The 24,894-nt window shown below is 65.7% G+C and carries 26 protein-coding genes; 12 read left to right on the top strand and 14 right to left on the bottom strand.

Annotated elements, in window-relative coordinates; translation table 11 throughout:
- Positions 1-162 precede the first annotated feature (162 nt).
- Entirely contained in the window at positions 163-567 is a 405-nt protein-coding gene (locus AC5P65_RS02440; RefSeq protein ID WP_111098352.1) for a hypothetical protein, read from the top strand.
- A 47-nt stretch (positions 568-614) separates the two neighbouring features.
- Here AC5P65_RS02440 and AC5P65_RS02435 read toward each other — a convergent pair whose 3' ends face one another.
- Entirely contained in the window at positions 615-1,727 is a 1,113-nt protein-coding gene (locus AC5P65_RS02435; protein WP_019660717.1) for a PLP-dependent cysteine synthase family protein, read from the bottom strand.
- A 126-nt stretch (positions 1,728-1,853) separates the two neighbouring features.
- On the opposite strand from AC5P65_RS02435, the gene gloA reads away from it, so the two are divergent.
- Entirely contained in the window at positions 1,854-2,372 is a 519-nt protein-coding gene (gene gloA, locus AC5P65_RS02430; protein WP_111098353.1) for a lactoylglutathione lyase, read from the top strand.
- Between the two features lie 124 nt (positions 2,373-2,496).
- A complete protein-coding gene (locus AC5P65_RS02425; RefSeq protein ID WP_019660719.1) occupies positions 2,497-2,925 on the top strand; it encodes a VOC family protein in 429 nt (142 codons plus the stop codon).
- 67 nt (positions 2,926-2,992) lie between these two features.
- On the opposite strand, the gene AC5P65_RS02420 is transcribed toward AC5P65_RS02425, so the two are convergent.
- Positions 2,993-3,424, bottom strand: a complete 432-nt coding sequence (locus AC5P65_RS02420) for a CBS domain-containing protein (protein ID WP_014648481.1) — start codon at positions 3,422-3,424, stop codon at positions 2,993-2,995.
- Positions 3,425-3,869: 445 nt separating this feature from the next.
- Positions 3,870-5,708, bottom strand: coding sequence for a glutamine--fructose-6-phosphate transaminase (isomerizing) (gene glmS, locus AC5P65_RS02415; protein ID WP_019660720.1), 1,839 nt, complete (start codon positions 5,706-5,708; stop codon positions 3,870-3,872).
- 203 nt (positions 5,709-5,911) lie between these two features.
- Between glmS and AC5P65_RS02410 the strand changes: the two genes are divergently transcribed.
- From AC5P65_RS02410 to AC5P65_RS02380, 7 genes are all read left to right on the top strand, one after another.
- Entirely contained in the window at positions 5,912-7,189 is a 1,278-nt protein-coding gene (locus AC5P65_RS02410) for an efflux RND transporter periplasmic adaptor subunit (protein WP_111098354.1), read from the top strand.
- A 35-nt stretch (positions 7,190-7,224) separates the two neighbouring features.
- Positions 7,225-7,950, top strand: coding sequence for an ABC transporter ATP-binding protein (locus tag AC5P65_RS02405; protein WP_014648484.1), 726 nt, complete (start codon positions 7,225-7,227; stop codon positions 7,948-7,950).
- Between the two features lie 10 nt (positions 7,951-7,960).
- On the top strand, positions 7,961-9,259 hold the full coding sequence (locus AC5P65_RS02400) for an ABC transporter permease (protein WP_019660722.1): 1,299 nt from the start codon (positions 7,961-7,963) through the stop codon (positions 9,257-9,259).
- A 20-nt stretch (positions 9,260-9,279) separates the two neighbouring features.
- Positions 9,280-10,497: an ABC transporter permease gene (locus AC5P65_RS02395; RefSeq protein ID WP_019660723.1), complete on the top strand. Its 1,218-nt coding sequence runs from the start codon at positions 9,280-9,282 to the stop codon at positions 10,495-10,497.
- Positions 10,498-10,513: 16 nt separating this feature from the next.
- On the top strand, positions 10,514-10,882 hold the full coding sequence (locus tag AC5P65_RS02390; protein ID WP_180832217.1) for a PDZ domain-containing protein: 369 nt from the start codon (positions 10,514-10,516) through the stop codon (positions 10,880-10,882).
- Positions 10,883-11,005: 123 nt separating this feature from the next.
- The gene (locus AC5P65_RS02385; protein WP_111098356.1) at positions 11,006-12,352 is read left to right on the top strand and encodes a sigma-54-dependent transcriptional regulator; all 1,347 of its coding nucleotides are present in this window, start codon (positions 11,006-11,008) and stop codon (positions 12,350-12,352) included.
- Positions 12,349-13,701, top strand: a complete 1,353-nt coding sequence (locus AC5P65_RS02380; RefSeq protein WP_111098357.1) for a sensor histidine kinase — start codon at positions 12,349-12,351, stop codon at positions 13,699-13,701. The genes AC5P65_RS02385 and AC5P65_RS02380 overlap by 4 nt, the downstream gene beginning before the upstream one ends.
- Before the next feature lie 68 nt (positions 13,702-13,769).
- Here the strand turns inward: AC5P65_RS02380 and AC5P65_RS02375 are convergent, their stop codons facing one another.
- On the bottom strand, positions 13,770-14,303 hold the full coding sequence (locus AC5P65_RS02375) for a GNAT family N-acetyltransferase (protein WP_019660727.1): 534 nt from the start codon (positions 14,301-14,303) through the stop codon (positions 13,770-13,772).
- A complete protein-coding gene (glmU, locus tag AC5P65_RS02370; protein WP_111098358.1) occupies positions 14,272-15,639 on the bottom strand; it encodes a bifunctional UDP-N-acetylglucosamine diphosphorylase/glucosamine-1-phosphate N-acetyltransferase GlmU in 1,368 nt (455 codons plus the stop codon). Before glmU ends, AC5P65_RS02375 begins: the two co-directional genes overlap by 32 nt.
- A gap of 83 nt (positions 15,640-15,722) precedes the next feature.
- On the opposite strand from glmU, the gene AC5P65_RS02365 reads away from it, so the two are divergent.
- Positions 15,723-16,106: a GtrA family protein gene (locus AC5P65_RS02365; RefSeq protein ID WP_021203877.1), complete on the top strand. Its 384-nt coding sequence runs from the start codon at positions 15,723-15,725 to the stop codon at positions 16,104-16,106.
- Positions 16,107-16,354: 248 nt separating this feature from the next.
- Here AC5P65_RS02365 and AC5P65_RS02360 read toward each other — a convergent pair whose 3' ends face one another.
- From AC5P65_RS02360 to AC5P65_RS02320, 9 genes are all read right to left on the bottom strand, one after another.
- Positions 16,355-16,777: a F0F1 ATP synthase subunit epsilon gene (locus AC5P65_RS02360; protein WP_005419509.1), complete on the bottom strand. Its 423-nt coding sequence runs from the start codon at positions 16,775-16,777 to the stop codon at positions 16,355-16,357.
- A gap of 113 nt (positions 16,778-16,890) precedes the next feature.
- Positions 16,891-18,297, bottom strand: coding sequence for a F0F1 ATP synthase subunit beta (atpD, locus tag AC5P65_RS02355; RefSeq protein ID WP_005419510.1), 1,407 nt, complete (start codon positions 18,295-18,297; stop codon positions 16,891-16,893).
- 37 nt (positions 18,298-18,334) lie between these two features.
- On the bottom strand, positions 18,335-19,198 hold the full coding sequence (gene atpG / locus AC5P65_RS02350) for a F0F1 ATP synthase subunit gamma (RefSeq protein WP_005411129.1): 864 nt from the start codon (positions 19,196-19,198) through the stop codon (positions 18,335-18,337).
- A 97-nt stretch (positions 19,199-19,295) separates the two neighbouring features.
- Positions 19,296-20,843, bottom strand: coding sequence for a F0F1 ATP synthase subunit alpha (atpA, locus tag AC5P65_RS02345; RefSeq protein WP_111098359.1), 1,548 nt, complete (start codon positions 20,841-20,843; stop codon positions 19,296-19,298).
- Between the two features lie 44 nt (positions 20,844-20,887).
- Positions 20,888-21,415 carry a F0F1 ATP synthase subunit delta gene (locus AC5P65_RS02340; RefSeq protein ID WP_019660730.1) on the bottom strand — a complete coding sequence of 176 codons (528 nt, stop codon included), beginning with the start codon at positions 21,413-21,415 and terminating at the stop codon, positions 20,888-20,890.
- A gap of 2 nt (positions 21,416-21,417) precedes the next feature.
- Positions 21,418-21,888 carry a F0F1 ATP synthase subunit B gene (locus AC5P65_RS02335; RefSeq protein WP_005419512.1) on the bottom strand — a complete coding sequence of 157 codons (471 nt, stop codon included), beginning with the start codon at positions 21,886-21,888 and terminating at the stop codon, positions 21,418-21,420.
- Positions 21,889-21,994: 106 nt separating this feature from the next.
- Entirely contained in the window at positions 21,995-22,300 is a 306-nt protein-coding gene (gene atpE, locus AC5P65_RS02330) for a F0F1 ATP synthase subunit C (RefSeq protein ID WP_005411133.1), read from the bottom strand.
- 73 nt (positions 22,301-22,373) lie between these two features.
- Positions 22,374-23,174 (bottom strand): F0F1 ATP synthase subunit A, encoded by an 801-nt coding sequence (atpB, locus tag AC5P65_RS02325; protein WP_005411134.1) that lies wholly within the window; start codon positions 23,172-23,174, stop codon positions 22,374-22,376.
- A gap of 31 nt (positions 23,175-23,205) precedes the next feature.
- The gene (locus tag AC5P65_RS02320) at positions 23,206-23,571 is read right to left on the bottom strand and encodes a hypothetical protein (RefSeq protein ID WP_014648497.1); all 366 of its coding nucleotides are present in this window, start codon (positions 23,569-23,571) and stop codon (positions 23,206-23,208) included.
- 458 nt (positions 23,572-24,029) lie between these two features.
- Between AC5P65_RS02320 and AC5P65_RS02315 the strand changes: the two genes are divergently transcribed.
- A complete protein-coding gene (locus tag AC5P65_RS02315; RefSeq protein WP_019660733.1) occupies positions 24,030-24,848 on the top strand; it encodes a hypothetical protein in 819 nt (272 codons plus the stop codon).
- Positions 24,849-24,894: the final 46 nt, after the last annotated feature.

Below are 24,894 nucleotides of genomic sequence, written 5' to 3'. Positions count from 1 at the left end.
CAGATCTCCAGGATACGGGCCCGGCACCCGGGCAGCCCTCCAGATATGGCGCTGCCGGGCGCGGCTGACAAGGGGGCACGGCATTCACATCGGCCTTACGCGCGCCCCCCGAGCTCTGGATGCGGGGGAGTCCGCAGCGGCACGTACCGAACGAGGCCCCACATGGAAGGTCTGGCTGCAGTTGCATCCGCCTCACCGGCGCGGTCGCTGGCACTGTCTGCCAGCGCGGCCGAACTGGCCTGGATCGCCGCGCTGTGCGATGCCGGCGACGACGCCCCGCGCCACCTGCAGCAGTTGCAGGCGGTGCTGCAGCAGGGCGGCACGTTCAATGAAAGCCAGGAGTGGTACCCGTTCGAAGTGATCGAGCGCGGCGCCAGCCAGCTGCAGCTGGGCCATGAGCGCGAGTTCGTGATCTGCGTGCTGCTGTGGTTGCAGGCATTGGCCCAGGGCCGCGCCAGCATCCTGGATCCCACCCTGCACCTGGATGACCGCGCGATGGACATCGAGGCCTTGCCCGATGCACTGCGCGACGCGGTGCTCGACGCCTTCACCGCAGCGGGTTACTGAGACACCGTCGCGGACGCCGACATGGCCCGGCGACAACGTCGGCCGTCCTACAACGCTTCCAGGCTGCACCACGGCAATTCGGGCAGTCCCTGCCCGGCCACCGCAGCGGCCAGCTGTGCGTCGGCGCCGTCGACATCAATGCCCTGGCGCGCGTACCACGCCGGATCGTAGTAGCTCTGCGCATAACGCTCGCCGCTGTCGCACAGGATGCTGACGATGCTGCCCTGGTGGCCCGCCTCGCGCATCCACTGTGCCGCCTGCAGCACGCCGATGAAGTTGGTGCCGGTGGAGCCACCGACGCGTCGGCCGAGCTGGCGGCTGACATGGCGCATCGCAGCCAGGCTCAGCGCGTCGGGTACCTTGACCATCGCATCGACGCTGGTCGGGATGAAGCTCGGCTCCACCCTTGGCCGGCCGATGCCTTCCACGCGCGAACCACCACTGCAGGTCAGGTCGCGCCAGTCCTGTTCACCGGCCACGGCGGCCCGGTAGCCGTCGAAGAACACCGACACTTCCGGGTCCGCGCACAGGATGCGGGTGTCGTGGCGGCGGTAGCTGACATAGCGGCCCAGGGTGGCGGCGGTGCCGCCGGTGCCGGGGCTGCACACGATCCATTCCGGAACCGGGCTGGGCTCTTCGGCCATCTGCTTGAAGATGGACTCGGCGATGTTGTTGTTGGCACGCCAGTCGGTCGCGCGCTCAGCGTAGGTGAACTGGTCCATGAAGTGGCCACCGGTTTCACGGGCCAGCTTTTCCGAATCACAGTTGAGGTCGCAGGCGCGTTCGACCAGGTGGCAGCGGCCGCCTTGGAACTCGATCGCGGCGATCTTTTCAGGCGAGGTGGTGGCCGGGATCACCGCAATGAACGGCAGGCCGAGCAGGCGCGCGAAATAGGCTTCGGACACCGCCGTCGAGCCGCTGGACGCTTCGATCACCGGTCGCCCTTCGCGCAGCCAGCCATTGGCCAGCGCATACAGGAACAGCGAGCGCGCCAGCCGGTGCTTGAGGCTGCCGGTGGGATGGCTCGACTCATCCTTCAGGTACACATCGATGCCCTCGAACCCGGGCAGCGCCAGCGGGATCAGGTGGGTATCGGCGGAGCGGTTGAAATCGGCTTCAATCTTGCGGATGGCGGCGGCCACCCATTCACGCTGCGACATGGCGGGCAATCGTTGTCAGGACGGAACGGTGCGATCCGGCCATTGTACGTCGCGGTACCGTCAGGTGCTGGCCGGTAGAATGCCCCCATCCGGCCGGCAACGGCCCTGTCTGAAGGACCTCCCCCCATGACCATTCCCGCCCTGCGCGATGTCCCCGGCGTCGCCGCCCAGGCCCCGGCCGAAACCACCGGCTTCGTGTTCAACCACACCATGCTGCGTGTGAAGGACATCACCGCCTCGCTGGACTTCTACACCCGCGTGCTCGGCTACCAGCTGATCGACAAGCGCGACTTCCCGGAGGCCCAGTTCAGCCTGTACTTCCTGGCCTACCTCCCGGCCGGCGTGGTGGTACCGGAAGACGACAGCCAGCGCCGCGTGTGGATGGCCGGCCTGCCGGGCGTGCTGGAACTGACCCACAACCACGGCACCGAAACCCAGGACGGCGCGGTCTACCACGACGGCAACAGCGACCCGCGCGGCTTCGGCCACATCTGCGTGTCGGTGCCGGACATCGAGGCGGCCTGCCAGCGCTTCGAGGACCTCGGGGTAACCTTCCAGAAGCGGCTGACCGACGGTCGCATGAAGAACCTGGCCTTCATCAAGGACCCGGACGGCTACTGGGTCGAGATCATCGCCAACGTCTGACCCGGAAAGGGGCACAATTCCGGTAGCGCCGGGCCATGCCCGGCGGCCTTGAGCAGGCCGCGCTGCGCGCTCGCCGGGCACGGCCCGGCGCTACCGACTCCGTCCCCTTTTTGAAGAGGTTCGTATGGAAACGATGGAACTGCACCGTGGCCGCCTGATCGACCACATCCAGCTGGTGGTGCGCGACCTGGCCGCCAGCCGCCGCTTCTACCAGGCAGTGTTCGATACGATCGGCATCCCACTCGGCGGCGAAGGGCCGGACTTCTTCTGGGCCGACGAGCTGTTCATTTCCAGCGCCAGCAGCCGTGCCGCCGCCGGCCAGCTGACCGGCCGCCATCATCTAGCCTTCCAGGCCCGCGACAGCGCCACGGTCGATGCCTTCCACACCGCTGCCATCGCCGCCGGTGGCACAGACAACGGCGCACCGGGCGAGCGCCCCTACCACCCGGGCTACTACGGCGCCTTCGTGCTCGACCCCGATGGCAACAACATCGAAGTGGTCTACCACGGCCCGGCGAACTACAGTGCCGACTCGGTGAAGGTGACGTTCTGACTTCACCGACGCCGTGAACGAAGAAGCCGGGCAATGCCCGGCTTCTCTGTTTCCAGCGCTGCAGCCCTCAGTGGGCGGCCATGTAGATGTCCTGCAGCACGGCCTTTTCCAGTTCCAGCTCGCCCAGCAGGTTCTTCACGATATCGCCCAGGCTGAGGATGCCGACCAGCTGGTTGCCGTCGGTCACCATCAGGTGACGGCGACGCGAGTACGTCATCAGCGACATGGCCTGCTTCAGCGTGGCGTCCGGCGCAATGCCCTCCAGGCCCGTGGACGGCAGGCTGGAAATCACCCGGCGGCCGGCCTGCGGGCCATCGTCGGCCAGGGTGCGCACGATGTCCTTCTCGGAGATGATGCCGACCGGGGCATCGTCCTTCATCACCACCAGCGCAGCGATCCTGTTCGCGCTCATCTTGTGGGCGGCGGCACCGATGGTGTCTTCGGCATCGATGGTGATGACAGCTTCTTTTTTGGATTGCAGGAGTTCGCGGACGTTCATTCTTGTTTCCTGGTGCAGGTCACTGAAGTCAAAAAAGTGTGCTCTTCCGATACGCCCCCTCCCCGGGAACAGACCTTTCAGCGCACGTCTGGCGCACCCGTCTGCCGCATGGGAGGCATCGGCAGACGACGTGCTGCAACGCGAACGAGGTGGGGGTTCAACCGCTCAACCCGGACCTCGGTCAAATCGATTCTACGACTGCGACCATCGGTCACTACCGGCATCGATAGGACAGTTCGTCGTGGGAACCAGCTGACGATCCAGAGAATGGCACCGCGGCTGAAACCGCCGCTGAATACAAGCGCAGTTGCGCATTAAAGATTGATTGCCCGCTGCCGACAGCGGACAGAACACCCGGCGGCAATCCCACTTCGCACTGTCCGGCCAAACGAAAGGGCCCACGCGGGGCCCCTTCGCTTGCAGCATCCAACCGGAGCGATGGGTATTACTCCACCGTCACGCTCTTGGCCAGGTTGCGCGGCTTGTCCACGTCGGTGCCGCGTGCCAGCGCAGTGTGGTAGGCCAGCAGCTGCACCGGGATGGTGTGCACGATCGGGCTGAGCACGCCGGCGTGGCGCGGGGTGCGAATCACGTGCACGCCTTCGGACGCGTTGAAGTTGCTGTCCTGGTCGGCGAACACGAACAGCTCGCCGCCACGCGCGCGCACTTCCTGCATGTTCGACTTCACCTTTTCCAGCAGGCTGTCGTTGGGGGCGATCACCACCACCGGCATATCCTCGTCCACCAGCGCCAGCGGACCATGCTTCAGCTCACCTGCCGGGTAGGCCTCGGCGTGGATGTAGGAAATCTCCTTGAGCTTGAGCGCGCCCTCCAGCGCGATCGGGTAATGCAGGCCACGGCCCAGGAACAGCGCATTGGACTTGCGCGCAAAGCGTTCGGCCCACGCCGCGATCTGCGGTTCCAGGTTCAGCGCGTGCTGCACGCTGCCCGGCAGGAAGCGCAGCTGCTCCAGGTAATCCGCTTCCTGCGCCGCGTCGATGCGGCCATGCAGCTTGCCCAGCACCACGGTCAACTGGAACAGCGCGGCCAGCTGGGTGGTGAAGGCCTTGGTCGAAGCCACGCCGATCTCGGCGCCGGCACGGGTGTAGCAGACCAGCTCGCTGGCGCGCGGAATCGCGCTTTCCGGCACGTTGCAGATCGACAGCGTGTGCTTGTGGCCAAGCGCCTTGGCGTACTTCAGTGCCTCCATCGTATCCAGCGTTTCGCCGGACTGGGAAATGGTCACGACCAGATGCTTCGGGTTCGCATAAGCGGCGCGGTAGCGGTACTCGCTGGCGATCTCCACGCTGCACGGCAGGCCGGCGATGGCCTCGATCCAGTAGCGCGCGGTCAGGCCTGCGTAGTAGCTGGTGCCGCAGGCAATGATCTGCACGCCCTCGATGCCCGACAACACCGCCTCGGCGTTCTTGCCGAACAGCTCGGCCGGGAAGCCACCGGCGTCGATCGCCGCTTCGATGGTGTCGCCCAGCGCACGCGGCTGTTCGTGGATTTCCTTCTGCATGAAATGGCGGTACGGACCCAGCTCCAGCGAGGCCAGCGACACATCGGACAGATGCACGTCGCGCTCGACCGGCTGGTCATGCTCGTCGAAGATGCGCACGCCATCGCGACGGATCTCGGCGGTGTCGCCCTCTTCCAGGAAGATCACCTTGCGGGTGGCCGAGATCACCGCCGAGACGTCGGAGGCGACGAAATTCTCGCCCTCGCCCAGGCCGATCAGCAGCGGGCAGCCCATGCGCGCGCAGACGAAGCGCTCCGGCTCGGCGCGGCTGACCACGGCCAGCGCATAGGCACCGGTCAGCTCTTTCACCGTGTGCTGCAGCGCCACCAGCAGGTCATCGCCGTCCTTCAGGTGGTGGTGGATGAGGTGGGCGATGACTTCGGTATCGGTCTGCGACTCGAAGGTGTAGCCCAGCGCACGCAGCTTCTCGCGCTGCTCCTCATGGTTCTCGATGATGCCGTTGTGCACCAGCGCCACGCCATGGCTGATATGCGGATGCGCGTTGGCTTCGGTGACACCACCGTGGGTGGCCCAGCGGGTGTGGCCGATGCCCAGCACCGCATTGAAGCCCTCTGCCTCGGCCGCGGTGGCCATTTCCGACACACGACCGGTACGACGCACGCGGCGTACATCGCGGCGCTCACCCTGGTCGACTACCGCAATACCCGAGGAATCGTAACCACGGTATTCAAGACGCTTCAGCCCCTCGATCAGTACCGGCACCACGTCGCGATCAGCGATCGCACCCACGATTCCACACATGTCACGCGTTTCCTTGAAGACGATCGGCGCATTCTAGCCCGCGCGTCCGGCGTCGCCCTCCTGTCCGCTTAATGAAAGTGTCCGGAAAGGTGTCCGCGGACACCCGGACACTTCGCCTCCTCATCCAACCTGTTGAACCAAAAGGAAATAAAGTTGGCACGCAACCTGCTTGGTACTGGTTACCACCGTCAGGCACGCATCCGATGATCCGCGACACCTCCGCACAGGACCAGATCGTTTCCACCGCCCCGGCCGGCACCTCCCGCGCGGCCTGGCACCGCTATCGCTGGCCGGCGCTGGGTGCCATCGCGCTGCTGGCCGGCATCGGCTGGGCGGTACATGCCTGGTCCAATGCCAGCCGCTCCTTCGACAGCAGCCGCGTGCGCATCGCCGAAGTGAAGCGCGGCGACCTGGTGCGCGACATCGCCGCCGACGGCCGCGTGATCGCCGCCAACAGCCCGATCCTGTATGCCATCTCGGCCGGTACCGTGGACCTGAAGGTGGTCGCCGGTGACGTGGTCAAGAAGGGCCAGGAGCTGGCGATCATCGACAGCCCGGAACTGCGCAGCAAGCTGGCCCAGGAACAGGCAACGCTGGCCGGGCTGGAAGCCGAGGCCAGCCGCGCCGCGCTGGACGCGACCCTGGCCCGCGCCAAGTCCCGCAAGGAAACCGACCAGGCCACCATCGAGCGTCAGGCCGCCGACCGTGACCTGCAGCGCTACCAGCGCGGCTACGACGGCGGCGCGGTACCGCAGATCGACCTGGCCAAGGCCAAGGATTCGCTGAAGAAAGCCGACATCGCCCTGGCCAACGCCACCACCGATGCGCGCCTGCAGAGCCAGGGCGCCGACCTGGATGCCCGCAACAAGCGCCTGCTGGCCGACCGCCAGAAAGCGGTGGTGGCCGAAGTGCAACGCCAGGTCGATGCGCTGACGCTGCGCGCGCCCTTCGATGGCCAGGTTGGCCAGGTGCAGGCCGTGCAGTCCACCAACCTGGCCGCCAACGCGCCGGTGCTGGGCGTAGTCGACCTGTCCAAGTTCGAGGTCGAGATCAAGGTGCCGGAGAGCTTCGCCCGCGACCTGGCGATCGGCATGCCGGCCCAGCTGACCGGTGGCAACGGCCAGCCGTTCCCGGGCGAGATCAGCGCAGTATCGCCGGAAGTGGTCAACGGCGAGGTCAACGCCCGCGTGCGCTTTGCCAGCGCGCAGCCCGAAGGCCTGCGCCAGAGCCAGCGGATGTCGGTGCGCGTGCTGCTCGATACCCGCAAGGACGTGCTGAAGGTCGAGCGCGGCCCGTTCGTCGAACAGGGCAACGGCATGGCCTACGTGATGGATGGCCGCACCGCCGTGCGCCGTCCGGTGGAACTGGGCGTCAGCAGCCTGGGCGAAGTGGAAATCAAGTCCGGTGTGCAGCCAGGCGACCGCATCGTGGTCTCCGGCAGCGACCTGTTCAAGGACGCCGAACGCGTCTCCGTCAACTGACACCTGATACCTGAATCCTGGAGAGAGGACACCCCATGTACATGCTCGAAATGCGTTCGGTCGCCAAGGTCTTCCGTACCGAACAGGTGGAGACCCACGCTCTGCGCTCGCTGGAACTGCAGGTCAAGGAAGGCGAGTTCGTCGCCGTCACCGGCCCGTCCGGTTCCGGCAAGACCACGTTCCTCAACATCGCCGGCCTGCTGGAAACCTTCACCAGCGGTACCTACCTGCTGGACGGGCAGGATGTGAGCACGCTGGGCGACGACGCACGCAGCCGCCTGCGCAACCAGAAGATCGGCTTCATCTTCCAGGGCTTCAACCTGATTCCCGATCTGAATCTGTTCGACAACGTCGACGTACCGTTGCGCTATCGGAAGATGAGCGCCAACGAGCGCCGCGAGCGCATCGAGAAGGCGCTGACCCAGGTCGGCCTGGGTTCGCGCATGAAGCACTACCCGAATGAGCTGTCCGGCGGCCAGCAGCAGCGCGCGGCCATCGCACGCGCCCTGGCCGGCAGCCCTCGCCTGCTGCTGGCCGACGAACCGACCGGCAACCTGGATACGCAGATGGCGCGCGGCGTGATGGAACTGCTGGAGGAGATCAATGCCGCCGGCACCACCATCGTGATGGTCACCCATGATCCGGAACTGGCCGCGCGTGCGCAGCGCAACGTGCACATCGTCGATGGCCAGGTCACCGACCTGGTGCGCGAACCGGTGCTGGCCACCCCGCCGCGCCACATCGTCGCCGTCAACGAGTGAGGGGCCGGCCATGTTCGCCTACTACGCCCGACTGGCGGTGCGCAGCTTCCGCCGCAACAAGGTCCTGACCGCGCTGATGGTGGTGGCCATCGCCCTCGGCATCGGTGCCTCGATGACCACCCTGACCGTGTTCCATGTGCTGTCCGGTGACCCGATTCCCGGCAAGAGCGACCGGCTGTTCTACGTGCAGCTCGATGCCGCGACCGGCGCCTATGTCGCCGGGGAGGAACCGGAAACCCAGCTGACCCGCTTCGACGGTGAAGCGCTGCTGCGCGAGGCCAAGGGCGAGCGCCAGGCGCTGATGAGCGGCGGCGGCGGCACCATCGAACCGGACAACAGCACCCTCAAGCCCTTCAGCATCGACACTCGCTGGACCTCGGCCGATTTCTTCCCGATGTTCGAGGTGCCGATGCAGTACGGCCGCCCCTGGACGCGCGAGGACGATGAAGGCCGCGCACGCGTGGTGGTCATTTCCAAGGCGCTCAACGACAAGCTGTACCAGGGCGCCAACAGCGTGGGCCGCGACCTGCGCATGGAAGGCCAGAGTTACCGCATCGTCGGCGTGATGAAGGAATGGAGCCCGGAGCCGCACTTCTACGACCTGACCACCGGCAGCTACGGCAAGAACGAAGACCTGCTGCTGCCGATCTCCACCTCGTTCGACCTGAAGCTGGGCAGCAACGGCAACATGAACTGCTTCGGCGAGAATCCCGATGGCAACAGCTACTCGCTCAACGCGCCCTGCGCGTGGCTGCAGTACTGGGTGGAGATGGACCCGGCCAAGGCCACCGACTACCGCCGCTACCTGGAGAACTATTCGAGCCAGCAGCGCCAGGCCGGCCGCTTCAAGCACCCGCCGAACGTGCGCCTGCGCACCGTGATGGAATGGCTGGACTTCAACGGCGCGGTGCCCAGCGACGTGCGCCTGCAGCTGTGGCTGGCACTGGGTTTCCTGGGTGTCTGCCTGGTCAACACGGTGGGCCTGCTGCTGGCCAAGTTCCTGCGCCGCAGTGGAGAGATCGGCGTGCGCCGCGCACTCGGTGCCAGCCGTGGCCAGATCTTCCTGCAGTGCCTGGTGGAAGCCGGCGCGGTCGGCGTGGTCGGGGGCGTGCTGGGCATCGGCCTGGCCCTGCTCGGCCTGTTCGCGGTGCGCCAGCAACCGGTGGAGTACGCAAAGCTGGCCCACCTGGACGGCAACATGCTGCTGCTCGCGCTGGGCCTGACCCTGTTCGCCAGCCTTGCCGCCGGTTTCCTGCCTGCCTGGCGCGCCATGCAGGTCACTCCGGCCATCCAGCTCAAGTCGCAGTAAGCAACCGAACGAGGACTCCCATGGACATCCGCCCCATCCTCAGCACGCTGCGCCGGCACAAGACTGCCGCTGCCCTGATCGTGCTGGAAGTCGCACTGACCTGCGCCATCGTCTGCAACGCGCTGTTCCTGGTCAGCCAGCGCGTGGAGAAAATCAGCATGCCCAGCGGCATCGCCGAGAACGAACTGGTGATGCTCCGCGTCAGCGGCATCGGCAAGCAGACCGATGCCATGGCCCGCACCCGTGAGGACCTGGCGTCATTGCGTGCGCTTCCCGGCGTCAGCAACGTCACCATCATCAACCAGGTGCCTTTCCGCAACGGCTCGTCCAGCAGCAGCATCTCGCGGGAGATCGACCAGGAACGGCCGACCACCAACGCTTCGATGTACACCCTGTCCGAGAACGGGCTGGCGACGATGGGCATCAACCTGATCGCCGGCCGCGATTTCCTGCCCGGCGAGTACCAGAACTTCGAAGACGCCAGCAAGGGGGGCGCCAAGGAAAACGCCATCCCGGTCATCCTCACCCAGGCCACCGCCGCCAAGATGGAACCCAACGGCAGCGCGCTGGGCAAGACCTACTACATGGGCAAGCAGCCGCTGCACGTGGTCGGCATCGTCGACACGCTCAGCACGCCCAACGGCTGGAATGACAACTGGACCAACTCGATGCTGCTGCCCATGCGGCGCACCTTCGACGAGGGTGGCACCTATGTGCTGCGCACTTCGCCGGAACGCCGCCAGGAGGTGCTTGATGCGGGGGCTGCTGTACTGGAGCGCAACGACCCCAACCGGCTGATGCGCGACAAGCTGACCTATGAAGACCAGCGCAAGGACTTCTTCAAGAACGACCGCGCGATGGTTGGCCTGCTGATCACCGTCAGCGTCTCGCTGCTGGTGGTCACCGCACTGGGCATCATCGGCCTGGCCAGCTTCTGGGTGCAGCAGCGCAGCAAGCAGATCGGCATTCGCCGCGCACTCGGTGCCACCCGCGGGCAGATCCTGCGCTACTTCCAGACCGAGAACTTCCTGCTGGCCTCGCTGGGCATCGTGCTGGGCATGCTGGCGGCCTACGCGATCAATCTGGCACTGATGAACCTGTACGAGCTGCCACGCATGCCCCTGTACTACCTGCCGCTGGGCGCGCTGCTGCTGTGGGTGCTGGGCCAGGTCGCGGTGTTCGGGCCGGCCCGGCGCGCGGCAGCGGTCCCGCCCGCAGTTGCCACGCGGGGCGCGTGAGATGCGTGCCTGCCGGATGCTGTTGATGGCACTGCTGCCACTGCCGGCGCTGGCCGGCGGTGGCAGCTCGCAGACGCTGGAATGGCGCCAGGATGATGCCCGCCTGGCGCTGCGCTCGACCGAGGGCCAGGTACGGGTGGAAGCCGCGCGTCCGGAAGCCCGCTTCGGCGTGCGCAGCGGCGACCGCATCCTGCGCCTGGACGATACGGCTGTGCGGCGCATCGAGCATCTTGCCGATGCGCTGCGGCATTCCAGTGCCCCGGCTGCGTACCTGTTGCTGCGCCGCGACAAACGCGAGCTCACCGTCCCGGTGGACGCCACCTCGTGGCGGCTGGCGCTGGTCGCTCCGCCACCGCCGCCACCGCCGCCACCCGCGCGGCGCTGAAACCAGCCCGCCCTCGTCGCCGCGGCTTTGGCTATGCTTGATGGGTGGCGCCGGGCTCTCCCGGCGTATGGATACGAACACGGCTCCATCGGCGCCGCCCATCCCTTTCTGCAGAACTGCTTGATGCCTTCGATCCTGATCATCGACGACAACGCCAGCGTGGGCACCGCGCTGGACGTGCTGTTCTCCCTGCATGACATCGACACCCTGCAGGCGCAGAGCCCGGCCGAAGGGCTGGCCCTGCTCGAGTCGCAGCCGGTTGATCTGGTGATCCAGGACATGAATTTCAGCGAGGACACCACCTCCGGCGAGGAGGGCGAAGCGCTGTTCGCACAGATCCGCGCGCGCCACCCGGACCTGCCGGTGATCCTGCTCACCGCCTGGACCCACCTGAGCAGCGCGGTGGACCTGGTCAAGGCCGGTGCCGCCGACTACCTGGCCAAGCCCTGGGACGACCGCAAGCTGCTGACCACGGTCAACAACCTGCTCGAGCTGTCCGAGGCACGCCGCGAGCTGGACCGGCGGCGCGCGCGTGAGCTGCGGCAGCGCAACGCGCTGGAAGAGAAGTACAAGCTCTGTGGCGCGGTCTTTGCAGATCCGGCCAGCGAGCGCGTCATCGCGCTCGCCTGCCAGGTCGCGCGCTCCGAACTGCCGGTGCTGATCACCGGTCCCAACGGCGCTGGCAAGGAGAAGATCGCGCAGATCATCCAGGCCAACTCGCTGGTGGCCAAGGGCCCGTTCATCACGGTCAACTGCGGCGCATTGCCGTCGGAACTGATCGAAGCCGAACTGTTCGGTGCCGAGGCCGGTGCGTACACCGGCGCCAACAAGGCACGCGAAGGCAAGTTCGAGGCCGCCGATGGTGGCACCCTGTTCCTGGATGAGATCGGCAACCTGTCGCTGGGCGGGCAGATGAAGCTGCTGCGTGTGCTGGAAACCGGCCGCTTCGAGCGTCTTGGCTCCAATCGCGAGCGCCAGGTCAAAGTCCGCGTGGTCAGTGCGACCAATGCCGACCTGCCGGCGATGATCCGCGACGGCACCTTCCGCGAAGACCTGTACTACCGCCTCAATACGGTGGAACTGGTACTGCCACCATTGGCCGAACGCCCGGGCGACATCGTGCCGCTGGCCGAGCGCTTCCTGACCGCCGGCAAGCCGCTGTCCAGCGCCGCCACCGCGGCCCTGCAACGGCATCCCTGGCCCGGCAACGTGCGCGAACTGCGCAACGTGATCCAGCGCGCCGAGCTGCTGGCGACCGGCAACCGCATCGAAGTGGCCGACCTGAACCTGCCGCGTGCCGCACCTGCTTCGCGACCGGCGCCCAGTGCCGGCAATGATCCTGACCGTGCGCGCATCGAGGATGTGCTGGCGCGCAACCACGGCGTCATCGCCCAGGCCGCCGCCGAACTCGGCCTGAGCCGCCAGGCGCTGTACCGGCGTATGGACCGGCACGGCATCCCACGCGAATGAAGCGGCGTTCGTTCACCTTCCGTCTGTTCCTGCGCCTGCTGCCGGTGCTGGCGCTGGCCGCCGCGTTGCCGTGGCTGCTGGCGTACTGGATGGACCATGGCTGGGTTGTGACCACCGTGTCGGCACTGATCCTGCTGTCGCTGATGTGGTGGACGCTGCGCCGTGCCACCGCCCCCGTGCGGTCACTGATGCGGGCCCTTGCGGGCACCACCAGCAGCTATCGCGACGGCGAATACAACTTCGGCGTGCACTGGCCCGGCAATGACGAGCTCGGCGACCTGGTGCAGGCACACCGCGAACTGGGTGATGTACTGCGTGCACAGCGGCAGGGCCTGGTGCAACGCGAGCTGCTGCTGGACACAATGGTGCAGAACACGCCGGTGGCGATGCTGCTGATCGCCTCCGGCGGCGATGGCATCGCCCGCGTGGTGTTCTCCAACTTGGCCGCGCGCAAGTTGCTGCATGGCGGCTGGAAGCTGGAAGGACAGCGCCTGGAGGACGTGCTGGAACAGGTGCCGGTGGAACTGCGCGATGCCATCGCCCGTGGCGGCGACAGCCTGTTCGCGGTGCACGCGGAAGGCGAAGACAGCGACGAGGATGACGAACAGGTCTATCACCTCTCACGTCGTTCTTTCCACCTCAATGGCCGTCCGCACGACCTGTTGCTGGTACGCCTGCTCACCGCCGAGCTGCGCCGCCAGGAAGTGCAGACGTGGAAGAAGGTGATCCGGGTGATCAGCCATGAGCTGAACAACTCGCTGGCACCGATCGCTTCGCTGGCACACTCCGGCGGCGTGCTGGTGCAGCGCGAGCGCTTCGATCGGCTGCCGGAGATCTTCACCACCATCGAAGACCGGGCGCGCCATCTGGAAGGTTTCATTCGCGGCTATGCGCGTTTTGCCAAGCTGCCGCAGCCGCAGTTGCAGACCGTGCACTGGGGCCCCTTCCTGTCCAGCCTGCGCCAGCAGATTCCGTTCACCATGGAGCGCGAGCCGGACGAGGAACTGAGTAGCCGCATCGACATCGCGCAGTTCGGGCAGGCGTTGTTGAACCTGTTGAAGAACGCGCATGAGGCCGGCGCCGAAGCCGATCCGCCCAATGATGACGTGCAGGTGCAGCTGACGCGGTTGCCGCAATGGCTGCGCCTGGATGTGCTGGACCGTGGCAAGGGCATGAACGAGCAGGTGCTGCAGAACGCGCTGATGCCGTTCTATTCCACCAAGCGCAACGGCACCGGGCTGGGGCTGGCGTTGACCCGCGAGATCGTGGAGGCGCACGGCGGGCGTGTGTCACTGCAGAATCGTGGCGATGGCGGGTTGTGCGTCTCGATCCTGCTGCCGGTGGGGTGAGTTGCCGACTTGGCTCGGTCTGCCAGTGGATCCACGCCATGCGTGGATGTGCCGACCAGGGTCGGCACCTACCAGACCCGCCGCATCGCCACCCGCAGGTGCATCGGAAACCCGAGCGCAGCCTCTTCCGCCATCACCGACTGCAGCCCGGCATCCCACTCCGCCTCCGGCACTTCAACGAATCCTTCGCTGGCATAGAAAGGCGCATTCCACGGTACGTCGATCAACGTTGTCAGCACCGCTGACGCGTAGCCGTCGGCCCTGGCCTGTGCCAACGCATGGCGCAACAACGCGCGGCCATGGCCTTGCCGCCCGTGTGCAGGATCCACATCCATCTGCAGCACATGGAACTCGCCTGCCAATTCTCCCGCCAGCACGTAGCCGGCAATGCCGCCGCCGGCCGCATCCACCACCCACAACTGCCCGCGCTCAAGGCCGTACTGCAGTGTCGCCAGGTCCAGGCCGTGGCCGGTGAACACCCGATAGGCTTCGTGGTCCCTGAGCAGTTCGCCAGCGCGCTGTTCAATGCCCGGCAGCAGGCCGAGCTCGTCGGCGTGCGGAATGCGTGCCTCAGGCCTTCTTGAGCGGGCGCTTCCAGCCATCGATGGTTTCCTGCCGTGCACGTGCCAGTGTCAACTTGCCATCAGGCGCGTTGCGGGTAATGACCGAGCCGGCGGCGATGGTCGCGCCTTCGCCGATCAGTACCGGCGCGACCAGCGAACTGTTGGAGCCGATGAAGGCGTTGTCGCCGATGGTGGTGGTCGACTTGTTCACGCCATCGTAGTTGCAGGTGATGGTGCCGGCACCGATGTTCACCCTGCTGCCGATCACCGCGTCGCCCAGATAGGTGAGGTGGTTGGCCTTGCTGCCCACACCGAGGGTGACCTTCTTGGTCTCGACGAAGTTGCCGACGTGCACGCCATCGGCCAGCACGGTGCCCGGGCGCAGCCGTGCGAACGGGCCAATCTGCGCAGCGCCTTCGGTGACCACTCCGTCCAGATCACAGTGCGCACGCACTTCGGTGCCTGGCCCCAGGTTGACGTCCTTCAGCCTGTTGAACGGGCCTACGGTGACGCCGTCACCGAGCACGATGTTGCCTTCAAGGACAACGTCGACATCGATCAGCACATCGCTGCCCACGGTGACGGTGCCACGGATATCCAGGCGTGCCGGGTCGCGCACGCGCGCGCCCTGTGCGCACAGTGCACGCACCGCACGGCGCTGCCAGGCGCGCTCCAGCTGCGACAGCTGCCAGGGATCATTTGCCCCCTCGGCCTCCTGCGCATCGGCGACCAGCGCCATCTCGGCCGGGGTGTACTCGTTCGCGGCGAACGCGAACACGTCAGTGAGGTAATACTCGCCCTGGGCGTTGCTGTTGGACAGCTGCGACAGCCAGCGGCGCAGCGCGGTCGACTCGGCGGCGATGATGCCGGTATTGATCGTGCGCACGCGCAGCTGGTCGTCAGTGGCGTCCTTCTGCTCGACGATGGAGCCGACCTTGCCCTCCGCATCGCGCAGCACGCGGCCGTAACCGGTCGGGTCATCGAGCTCGGCCACCAGCACCGCCAGGCGCCCCGGCTCCGACAGCAGGTGGCGCAGGGTCTGCGCACGGATCAGCGGCACATCGCCGTACAGCACCAGCACCTGCGCCGCATCGGGCACCTGCGGCATCGCCTGCGCCACGGCGTGGCCGGTGCCGAGCTGCTGCGCCTGTTCGGCCCACTGCAGGTCGGGCTGGTCGGCGAAATACTGCCGCACCGCCTCGCCACCATGGCCATGGACCACGTGGATCGCCGTAGGCTGCAACTCGCGGGCCACATCGATCACATGCGCCAGCATCGGCTGGCCGGCGATCGGCTGCAGCACTTTCGGCAGCACCGACTTCATGCGCTTGCCCGCGCCAGCGGCGAGGATGATGACGTGCAGGGGTTGGGTCATGGAAAAGGCGGTCCGTGGTTCGTTGCAGATGATTCTAGAGCGTGGGCCGTTAACATGGGCATCCCGCCTCCTTCACCACGCTGATGGGCCTCGTCCGCCAGGGAAGCACCTATCTCGTCATCGGGCTCGTGCAGCTGCTGGTCGATTGGCTGGTGTTCGTGGCCGCCAGTGCGCTGGGCATGCCGGTCGCGCCGGCCAATATCACCGGTCGCTTGGCCGGCATGCTGCTGGGCTTCTGGCTCAACGGCCGCTACACCTTTGCCGAGGCCGGCACCCGCAAGCTGGGATGGAAGCGCTTTGCACGCTTCTTCGGGCTGTGGCTGCTGCTGACCGCAGCGAGCACGCTGCTGGTCAGCCTGGTCGACCAGGCGCTGGGCCTGCAGTACACGTGGCTGGCCAAGCCGCTGGTGGAAGGCGGGCTGGCCTGCGTCTCGTTCCTGTTGATGCGCTACGTGGTGTATCGCTGAGACAGGGCGGGATCCGGGACGCCGGATCGGGATCGGGATCGGGATCGGGATCGGGATCGGCATCGGCATCGGTAGAGTCGACTGTCAGTCGACTGCTCTTCCATCAGGCCGCGAAAATCCCGCGCTGCGCGCGGTAGTCGACTAACAGTCGACTCTACCCCGTCGACTCTACCCGGTCGGCGCTGCCCCGCCAGCACAAACAAAAACGCCGGCACAGGGCCGGCGTTCTCGTGGGTGCAGCGCGAACCTCAGTGCTTGAGATTCTTGCGCAGGCGTTCCAGTGCCTGCAGCTGGACGACGGCCTCGGCCAGCTTCTGCTGGGCTTCAGCCACTTCCATCGCTTCGCCGCGGTTGGCCAGGATGCGTTCGGCTTCTTCCTTGGCCTTGCGGACCGAGGCTTCGTCGATGTCCTGCGCGCGGATCGCGGTGTCGGCCAGCACGGTCACCACCTGCGGTTGCACTTCCAGGATGCCGCCGGAAATGGCGAAATCCAGCTGCTCGCCATTCGGCGTGGTCACCACCACCTTGCCCGGCTTCAGGCGGGTGATCAGCGGCGCGTGCTTGGGCGCGATGCCCAGTTCGCCCAGCTCACCGGTGGCCACGACCAGGGTCGCTTCGCCACGGAAGATTTCCTGCTCGGCGCTGACGATGTCGCAACGGATCGTGCTCATGCAAATCTCTTCGCTGTTCGCGGCGGCGCAATGCCACCGTGGGGGTCCACCGGCGCGGGCGGTTGCCCGGCGCCGGCGTCAGGTCGGGCAGGATCGCTCCCGCCCGTCCCGGATCAGGCCTTCTCGGCCATCTTCTTGGCCTTCTCGACCGCTTCTTCGATGCCGCCGACCATGTAGAACGCCTGCTCCGGCAGGTGGTCGTACTCGCCATCGACGATGGCCTTGAAGCCACGGATGGTGTCCTTCAGCGGCACGTACTTGCCCGGCGAACCGGTGAACACTTCGGCCACGTGGAACGGCTGGCTGAAGAAGCGCTCGATCTTACGGGCGCGCGACACGGCCTGCTTGTCCTCTTCGGACAGTTCGTCCATGCCCAGGATCGCGATGATGTCCTTCAGTTCCTTGTACTTCTGCAGGGTCTGCTGGACGCGCTGGGCGGTGTCGTAGTGCTCGTGGCCGATGACCAGCGGGTCCATCTGGCGGCTGGTGGAGTCCAGCGGATCGACGGCCGGGTAGATACCCAGCGAGGCGATCGAACGCGACAGGGTGACGGTCGAGTCCAGGTGGGCGAAGGTGGTCGCCGGCGACGGGTCGGTCAGGTCGTCCGCGGGAACGTAGACGGCCTGGATCGAGGTGATCGAGCCGTTCTTGGTCGAGGTGATGCGCTCCTGCAGGACGCCCATTTCCTCGGCCAGGGTCGGCTGGTAACCCACCGCGGACGGCATACGGCCCAGCAGTGCCGACACTTCGGTACCGGCCAGGGTGTAGCGGTAGATGTTGTCGACGAACAGCAGGACGTCCTTGCCCTTGCCGTTTTCGTCCTTCTCGTCGCGGAAGTACTCGGCCATGGTCAGGCCGGTCAGCGCGACGCGCAGGCGGTTGCCCGGCGGCTCGTTCATCTGGCCGTACACCATCGCCACCTTGTCCAGGACGTTGGAGTCCTTCATTTCGTGGTAGAAGTCGTTGCCCTCACGGGTACGCTCACCCACGCCGGCGAACACGGACAGGCCGCTGTGCGCCTTGGCGATGTTGTTGATCAGCTCCATCATGTTGACGGTCTTGCCGACGCCGGCGCCGCCGAACAGGCCGACCTTGCCGCCCTTGGCGAACGGGCACATCAGGTCGATGACCTTGATGCCGGTTTCCAGCAGCTCGGTGGCCGGGGACTGGTCTTCATACGACGGCGCAGCGCGGTGGATTTCCCAGTTGTCGCTGGCAGCGACCGGGCCGGCTTCGTCGATCGGACGGCCCAGCACGTCCATGATGCGGCCCAGGGTGCCGGCGCCGACCGGCACCGAGATGCCACGGCCGGTGTTGACGGCAACCAGGTTGCGCTTCAGGCCGTCGGTGGAACCGAGGGCGATGGTACGCACCACGCCGTCACCCAGCTGCTGCTGGACTTCGAGGGTGATCTCGGTGTTTTCCACCTTCAGTGCGTCGTACACCTTCGGCACCGATTCACGCGGGAATTCGACGTCGACGACCGCGCCGATGATCTGAACGATCTTGCCCTGACTCATTGCTGCATCCTCTAATGTGTGCTTTGAACGAACGCGGTCAGACTGCTGCCGCGCCGCCGACGATTTCGGAGATTTCCTGGGTGATCGCTGCCTGGCGCGCCTTGTTGTAGACGAGCTGCAGGGTGCCGATCAGCTTGTTGGCGTTGTCGCTCGCCGCCTTCATCGCAACCATGCGTGCGGCATGCTCGGAGGCGACGTTTTCCAGCAGTGCCTGGTACACCAGCGACTCGATGTAACGCGTCATCACGTGCTCCAGCACGGTCGCGGCATCGGGTTCGTACAGGTAATCCCAGTCGTGGTGAGCGACCTGCTTCTCAGCCGGCGGCAGCGGCAGCAGCTGATCGAAGCTGGCCTTCTGCACCATGGTGTTCACGAAGCGGTTGTACACCAGGTACACGCGGTCGATCTTGCCTTCGGTGAAGGCGTCGAGCATGACCTTGATCACACCGATCAGCGATTCCAGCTTCGGCACGTCGCCGATGTGGGTCACGCTGCCGACCATGTTGACCTTCACGCGGCGGAAGAAGGTCGAAGCCTTCTGGCCGATGGTCACCAGGTCCACTTCGGCACCCTTGTCCTGCCATGCCTTGGCTTCGCCCAGCATCTTGCGGAACAGGTTGTTGTTCAGGCCGCCGGCCAGGCCGCGATCGGAGGAGATCACGATGAAACCGACCCGCTTGACCTGCTCGCGCTCGACCAGGAACGGATGCTGGTAGTCGGTGCTGGCCTGGGCCAGATGACCGATCACCTGCTTCATCGCCTGCGCGTACGGACGCGAGGTCTTCATCCGATCCTGCGCCTTGCGGATCTTGGAGGCCGAGACCATTTCCAGGGCGCGCGTCACCTTGCGGGTGTTCTGCACGCTCTTGATCTTGGTTTTGATTTCGCGTCCGCTTGCCATCTCTTGTTTCCCGTGGCGCGGGGCTGATGCCCCGCGTTGTTCAACCGTTTGTCATCTGGTCCAGCGGAGCCGGAGGCTCCGCTCTACAGGACCGCGATTACCAGCTGCCGGTGGTCTTGAACTCGGCGATGCCCTTCTTGAAGGCACCTTCGATGTCGTTGTCCCAACCGCCGGTGGCGTTGACCTTGCTGATCAGCTCGCCCTGGGTGTTGGCGAAGTGGGCGTGCAGGCCTTCTTCGAACGCCAGCAGCTTGTTGACCGGCACGTCGTCCAGGTAACCCTCGTTGACGGCGTAGATCGACAGCGCCTGGTTGGCGATCGACATGGGCGCGTACTGCTTCTGCTTCATCAGCTCGGTGACGCGCTGGCCACGCTCCAGCTGCTTGCGGGTCGCTTCGTCCAGGTCCGAGGCGAACTGCGCGAACGCAGCCAGCTCACGGTACTGGGCCAGCGAGATACGGATACCGCCCGACAGCTTCTTGATGATCTTGGTCTGGGCCGAGCCACCGACGCGCGACACCGAGATACCGGCGTTCACGGCCGGGCGGATGCCGGCGTTGAACAGGTCGGTTTCCAGGAAGATCTGGCCGTCGGTGATCGAGATCACGTTGGTCGGAACGAACGCGGACACGTCGCCGGCCTGGGTTTCGATGATCGGCAGCGCGGTCAGCGAACCGGTCTTGCCGGTGACCTTGCCTTCGGTGAACCTCTCGACGTACTCCTCGGACACGCGGGCAGCGCGCTCGAGCAGACGGGAGTGCAGGTAGAACACGTCACCCGGGTAGGCTTCACGGCCCGGCGGACGCTTCAGCAGCAGCGAGATCTGGCGGTAGGCGACGGCCTGCTTGGACAGATCGTCGTACACGATCAGCGCGTCTTCACCGCGGTCCATGAAGTACTCACCCATGGTGCAGCCCGAGTAGGCGCTGATGTACTGCATGGCAGCCGATTCGGAAGCGGTCGCGGCCACCACGATGGTGTGGGCCAGCGCGCCGTTCTCTTCCAGCTTGCGCACGATGTTGGCGATGGTCGACGCCTTCTGGCCGATCGCAACGTACACGCACTTGATGCCGGTGCCCTTCTGGTTGATCACCGCATCGATCGCCATGGCGGTCTTGCCGGTCTGGCGGTCACCGATGATCAGCTCGCGCTGGCCACGGCCGATCGGGATCATCGAGTCGACCGACTTGTAACCGGTCTGCACCGGCTGGTCGACCGACTTGCGCCAGATCACGCCCGGAGCAACGCGCTCCACCGGAGCGGTCAGGTCGGTGCCCAGCGGGCCCTTGCCGTCGATCGGCTCGCCCAGCGCGTTCACGACGCGGCCCAGCAGTTCCGGACCGACCGGCACTTCCAGGATGCGACCGGTGGTCTTGGCGACGTCGCCTTCGCGCAGGTGCTCGTAGTCACCCAGGACCACGGCGCCGACCGAGTCGCGCTCCAGGTTCAGGGCCAGTGCGAAGGTGTTGTTCGGCAGTTCGATCATTTCGCCCTGCATCACGTCGGCCAGACCGAAGATGCGCACGATGCCGTCGGACACGCTGGTCACGGTGCCTTCGTTGCGCGATTCCGCGGCCAGCTTGACCTTCTCGATGCGGTTCTTGATCAGTTCGCTGATTTCGGAGGGGTTGAGCGTGGTTGCCATCGTCAAGTCCTAGTGCCGGCAGCGGGGCCGGACGTTAAATGAATTCAGTTAGCGAGCGCGGTCTGCAGACGGGCCAGCTTGCCCTTCAGCGAACCATCGATGACCACGTCGCCGGCGTCGATCACGGCGCCGCCGATCAGCGAGGCATCGACCGCGGTGGTCACGTCGACCTCGCGGTTGAAGCGCTTGCGCAGCGCGACCTTGATCGCATCCAGCTCAGCGGCCGACAGTTCGGCGGCCGAGGTGACGGTGGCCTTGACCACGTGCTCGGCTTCGGCGCGCAGGGCGTCGAACATGCCGGCGATTTCCGGCAGCAGCGGCAGACGGTGCGACTCGGCCAGGACGGCCAGGAAGCGCGAGTAGGTCTCGCCGTGCGACACCGGCGCCAGCAGGGCGACGGCGTCGTCACGACCCAGCTCCGGGTTGGCGAGCAGGGCCGCCACGCGCGGGTCGGCGGCGACGTGGGCGGAGAACGCCAGGGCGTCCGACCACGGCGCGAACGCGCCTTCGTCGCGCGCGGTCGCGAACGCGGCGCGGGCGTACGGGCGGGCAAGCGTGAGGGCCTGGCTCATCCTTAGATCTCCGAGGCCAGCTCGTCGAGCAGCGCCTTGTGGGCGTTGGCATCGATTTCGCGCTTGAGCAGCTTTTCGGCACCGGTCACGGCCAGCGCGGACACCTGCTTGCGCAGATCTTCACGGGCACGGTTGGCGGCGGCGTCGATTTCAGCCTGGGCCAGTTCCTTCTGACGGGTGGCTTCGGTGATCGCTTCGTTACGGGCAGCATCAACGATCTGGTTGGCACGCGCGTGGGCCTGATCGATGATCTCGTTGGCCTTGGTGCGGGCTTCCTTCAGCGCTTCGTTGACCTTCTCCTGCGCCTGGGCCAGATCTTTCTGGCTGCGGTCGGCAGCAGCGAGGCCCTCAGCAATCTTCTGCTGGCGCTCCTCGATCGCGTTCATCAGCGGCGGCCAGATCTTGGTCGCGATGATCCAGATCAGACCAGCGAAGGCCAGCGCCTGCGCAAGAAGGGTGAAATTGATATTCATGGTTAGCTCGATCGCTGGTTTCGGGGTGGACGCGCCGCCGTAGCGGCACATCCGGCCTTCATCCGAAACCGGGTGCATCAGCACCCGGTCGTCTCAAACCGCTGTATCAGCCGGCCAGAGCCTTGGTGACGGCGCCAGCGAAGGCAGCCGACAGCGGGTTGGCGAAGGCCAGCAGCAGGCCAACGGCGACCGAGATGATGAACGCGGCGTCGATCAGGCCGGCGGTGATGAACATGCGGACCTGCAGGACCGGGATCAGTTCCGGCTGGCGGGCGGCCGACTCCAGGAACTTACCAGCCATGATGGCCAGACCCAGACCGGCGCCCAGCGCGGCCAGGCCGATCATGATGCCGACGGCAAGGGCGGTGGAGCTCTGAATCTGCGCGAAGTTGGTCAGGACGGCGAAGTACATGGTTATCTCCAGGAACTTAAGTTGCTAAGGGTGATGAAACGGATGAAGGTTGAAACGCGTTGAAGCTTGAAACTCAGTGAGCGTCTTCCGACAGGCTCAGGTACACGATCGACAGCATCATGAAGATGAAGGCCTGCAGCGGGATCACCAGCAGGTGGAACAGCATCCAGCCGAGGCCGAACACACCACCGGCAATGGCACCGAAGAAACCGGCACCACCCAGCACCCAGATCAGCAGGAACACGATTTCGCCGCCGAACATGTTGCCGAACAGTCGCATCGCCAGCGAGATCGGCTTGCTCAGCCACTCGACGATGTTGAGGATCAGGTTGAACGGCATCATCCACTTGCCGAACGGCGCCGTCAGGAATTCCTTGATGAAGCCGCCCAGGCCCTTGGACTTGAGCGCGAAGAACAGCATCAGGAAGAACACGCTGATGGCCATGCCCAGGGTGGCGTTGACGTCAGCGGTCGGGACCGGCTTCCAGTAGTGCACGCCCGCCCATTCCAGCGGCTTGGCGATGAAATCGGCCGGGATCATCTTCAGCAGATTCATCAGCAGAATCCAGAAGAAGATCGTGATGGCGATCGGCGTGACCAGCTTGCTCTTGCCGTGGTAGGTGTCCTTGGCCTGGCGGTCGACGAACTCCAGGCAGATCTCGACGAAGGCCTGCCACTTGCCCGGCACGCCGGCGGTGGCCTTGCGGGTCCCCAGCCAGAACGCGACCACGATCACCAGGCCCATCAGGACGGCGGTGAGGAAGGTATCGACGTGGATATGCCAGAACATACCCTCACCCTTGCCGACCGGCGCGGTCAGGTTGTGCAGGTGATGCTGGATGTAGCTGGTAGGGGTTAGAGCCTCGCCCGCCATGTGTCCGGAACCTTCAGTTAATTGAATTCTGTCAACGCCTGGCCATGGCCAGGACCTGGAACATCAAGCCGACGGCGATACCGGCCAACAGCGCCAACGCAGGCAGCTTGAAGACCAGGAACCCCACCAGCAGGACGCCGAAAACCACGACCCACTTGGCCACGATCGCAATGATCAGGCGAGCCATCGCCGATCCTGCGGCCACCGCACCTCCGCCCAGCGCCATCCGTGCTGCAACCCAGCCACCGGCCGAAATGGCCACACCAGACGCCAGCGCGCCGAGGGCATATTTCGGACCCACCAGCAGGAAGGCCAGGGCCAGGACAGCGACCGCGGCCAGCGGGTAGACCGCGGCGCGCAGCATCAGTCGCCGACCCGCGTCAACGGAGTTCAGCACAGGACGTCCCGCGTGGTTGCATGTGGAGGGTTGAGGCGGCTACAGCAGGGGGGGCCTCATCGAGCCGCCAAATTATAGCAATGGGACAATTTGCGAGACAACCGCTGCCTGTTCATCCCGGGAAGGCGCAAGTTGCGGTAACGGTTACATTTTTGCGTACCACCGGGGGGACAATGACGTCCGCACGATGTTGCACCGCAGTATTAAACTTTGGTCGCAGTCGACGGAACTTTCACCGGATGCGCCGGTCCGATTACTCGACCTGCCTGCAGCATCCTCGTCGGCTCCACCCCGCAGGTCCCACGATGGCCCCGAAGCCCGGCTCCGGGGCCATCTTTTTGCATCGTCGCGACAGCGCTGAACCGTGCACACGCCGTGGACCATACGTTCACGGATGGTGGACGGGCCTGTCCCGCACAGTGGTCTTCATTCTGATGAACCACTGCAAGGACTCTTCGATGCGCCCCGTACCCACCCTGCTCGCCCTTTCCCTGCTCGCTGCCGGCGCCTCGTTCGCCAATGCCGCCCACGCCGCCGAAGGCGACGACCGTTTTGCCCTGCGCCTGGGTGCGATGAATATCGACTCGGACAACACGCTCCGCGGCAACACCAACGTGGCCGGCCAGGACATCGGTTTCTCCGAGGACTTCAAGCTGGGTGGCAAGGAGTGGGAGCCGCGCATTGACGGCATGTTCCGCATCAGCAACCGCCAGCGCCTGCTGTTCAACTACTTCAAGTACGACAAGGACCGCCGCGAGACCCTCGGCCAGGACATCTCCTTCGGTGACGTCAGCGTGCCGTCCGGCAGCTTCGTCAAGGGCGAGCTGAAGTACCAGGTGGCCAGCCTGGTCTACGACTACTCGGTGGTGGACACCGACACCTTCGACCTCGGCCTGCAGCTGGGTGCCGAGTACGCCAAGGTCAGCACCAAGGCCTACGCCGATCTGGGCACTGTCTATGAAGGCCAGTTCCTCAACGAGAAGACCGACGGCGTGGCGCCGGTGGTCGGTGCACGCTTGAGCTTCACCCCGTCCGAGAAGTGGATGATCACCCTGCAGGGCCAGTACCTCAACACGCGCTGGGGCAGCTTCGATGACTACAAGGGCGACCTGAGCCGCGCCAACGCCATCGTCGACTACCGCTTCACCAGGAACTTCGGCGTGTTCGCCGGCTACGACTGGTTCAAGCTTGATGCGGACAAGAAGGGCAGCGATGGCACCATCGGCCTGAAGCAGGAATTCAAGGGCCCGGTGGCCGGTATCAGCTTCGTGTTCTGACACCCGCCCCTTCCACGGCACTCTCTCTCCTGGCGCGGCCTCCGGA

The sequence above is a fragment of the Stenotrophomonas sp. YJH_SMC_48-3 genome, from assembly GCF_059369375.1.
This window is presented reverse-complemented; position numbering and strand designations above follow the sequence as displayed.

What these genes read in the sequence shown, in the direction of transcription:
- gloA (WP_111098353.1), top strand. Translation starts at nt 1,854, where the DNA reads ATGACCATTCCCGCCCTGCGCGATGTCCCCGGCGTCGCCGCCCAGGCC.
- glmS (WP_019660720.1), bottom strand. Translation starts at nt 5,708, where the DNA reads ATGTGTGGAATCGTGGGTGCGATCGCTGATCGCGACGTGGTGCCGGTA.
- AC5P65_RS02435 (WP_019660717.1), bottom strand. Translation starts at nt 1,727, where the DNA reads ATGTCGCAGCGTGAATGGGTGGCCGCCGCCATCCGCAAGATTGAAGCC.
- AC5P65_RS02315 (WP_019660733.1), top strand. Translation starts at nt 24,030, where the DNA reads ATGCGCCCCGTACCCACCCTGCTCGCCCTTTCCCTGCTCGCTGCCGGC.
- atpE (WP_005411133.1), bottom strand. Translation starts at nt 22,300, where the DNA reads ATGTACTTCGCCGTCCTGACCAACTTCGCGCAGATTCAGAGCTCCACC.
- AC5P65_RS02410 (WP_111098354.1), top strand. Translation starts at nt 5,912, where the DNA reads ATGATCCGCGACACCTCCGCACAGGACCAGATCGTTTCCACCGCCCCG.
- AC5P65_RS02425 (WP_019660719.1), top strand. Translation starts at nt 2,497, where the DNA reads ATGGAAACGATGGAACTGCACCGTGGCCGCCTGATCGACCACATCCAG.
- atpG (WP_005411129.1), bottom strand. Translation starts at nt 19,198, where the DNA reads ATGGCAAGCGGACGCGAAATCAAAACCAAGATCAAGAGCGTGCAGAAC.
- AC5P65_RS02375 (WP_019660727.1), bottom strand. Translation starts at nt 14,303, where the DNA reads ATGGCTGGAAGCGCCCGCTCAAGAAGGCCTGAGGCACGCATTCCGCAC.
- AC5P65_RS02380 (WP_111098357.1), top strand. Translation starts at nt 12,349, where the DNA reads ATGAAGCGGCGTTCGTTCACCTTCCGTCTGTTCCTGCGCCTGCTGCCG.
- AC5P65_RS02335 (WP_005419512.1), bottom strand. Translation starts at nt 21,888, where the DNA reads ATGAATATCAATTTCACCCTTCTTGCGCAGGCGCTGGCCTTCGCTGGT.
- AC5P65_RS02365 (WP_021203877.1), top strand. Translation starts at nt 15,723, where the DNA reads ATGGGCCTCGTCCGCCAGGGAAGCACCTATCTCGTCATCGGGCTCGTG.
- AC5P65_RS02340 (WP_019660730.1), bottom strand. Translation starts at nt 21,415, where the DNA reads ATGAGCCAGGCCCTCACGCTTGCCCGCCCGTACGCCCGCGCCGCGTTC.
- atpD (WP_005419510.1), bottom strand. Translation starts at nt 18,297, where the DNA reads ATGAGTCAGGGCAAGATCGTTCAGATCATCGGCGCGGTCGTCGACGTC.
- AC5P65_RS02405 (WP_014648484.1), top strand. Translation starts at nt 7,225, where the DNA reads ATGTACATGCTCGAAATGCGTTCGGTCGCCAAGGTCTTCCGTACCGAA.
- AC5P65_RS02400 (WP_019660722.1), top strand. Translation starts at nt 7,961, where the DNA reads ATGTTCGCCTACTACGCCCGACTGGCGGTGCGCAGCTTCCGCCGCAAC.
- AC5P65_RS02420 (WP_014648481.1), bottom strand. Translation starts at nt 3,424, where the DNA reads ATGAACGTCCGCGAACTCCTGCAATCCAAAAAAGAAGCTGTCATCACC.
- AC5P65_RS02395 (WP_019660723.1), top strand. Translation starts at nt 9,280, where the DNA reads ATGGACATCCGCCCCATCCTCAGCACGCTGCGCCGGCACAAGACTGCC.
- AC5P65_RS02390 (WP_180832217.1), top strand. Translation starts at nt 10,514, where the DNA reads ATGCTGTTGATGGCACTGCTGCCACTGCCGGCGCTGGCCGGCGGTGGC.
- AC5P65_RS02385 (WP_111098356.1), top strand. Translation starts at nt 11,006, where the DNA reads ATGCCTTCGATCCTGATCATCGACGACAACGCCAGCGTGGGCACCGCG.
- glmU (WP_111098358.1), bottom strand. Translation starts at nt 15,639, where the DNA reads ATGACCCAACCCCTGCACGTCATCATCCTCGCCGCTGGCGCGGGCAAG.
- atpB (WP_005411134.1), bottom strand. Translation starts at nt 23,174, where the DNA reads ATGGCGGGCGAGGCTCTAACCCCTACCAGCTACATCCAGCATCACCTG.
- AC5P65_RS02360 (WP_005419509.1), bottom strand. Translation starts at nt 16,777, where the DNA reads ATGAGCACGATCCGTTGCGACATCGTCAGCGCCGAGCAGGAAATCTTC.
- AC5P65_RS02440 (WP_111098352.1), top strand. Translation starts at nt 163, where the DNA reads ATGGAAGGTCTGGCTGCAGTTGCATCCGCCTCACCGGCGCGGTCGCTG.
- atpA (WP_111098359.1), bottom strand. Translation starts at nt 20,843, where the DNA reads ATGGCAACCACGCTCAACCCCTCCGAAATCAGCGAACTGATCAAGAAC.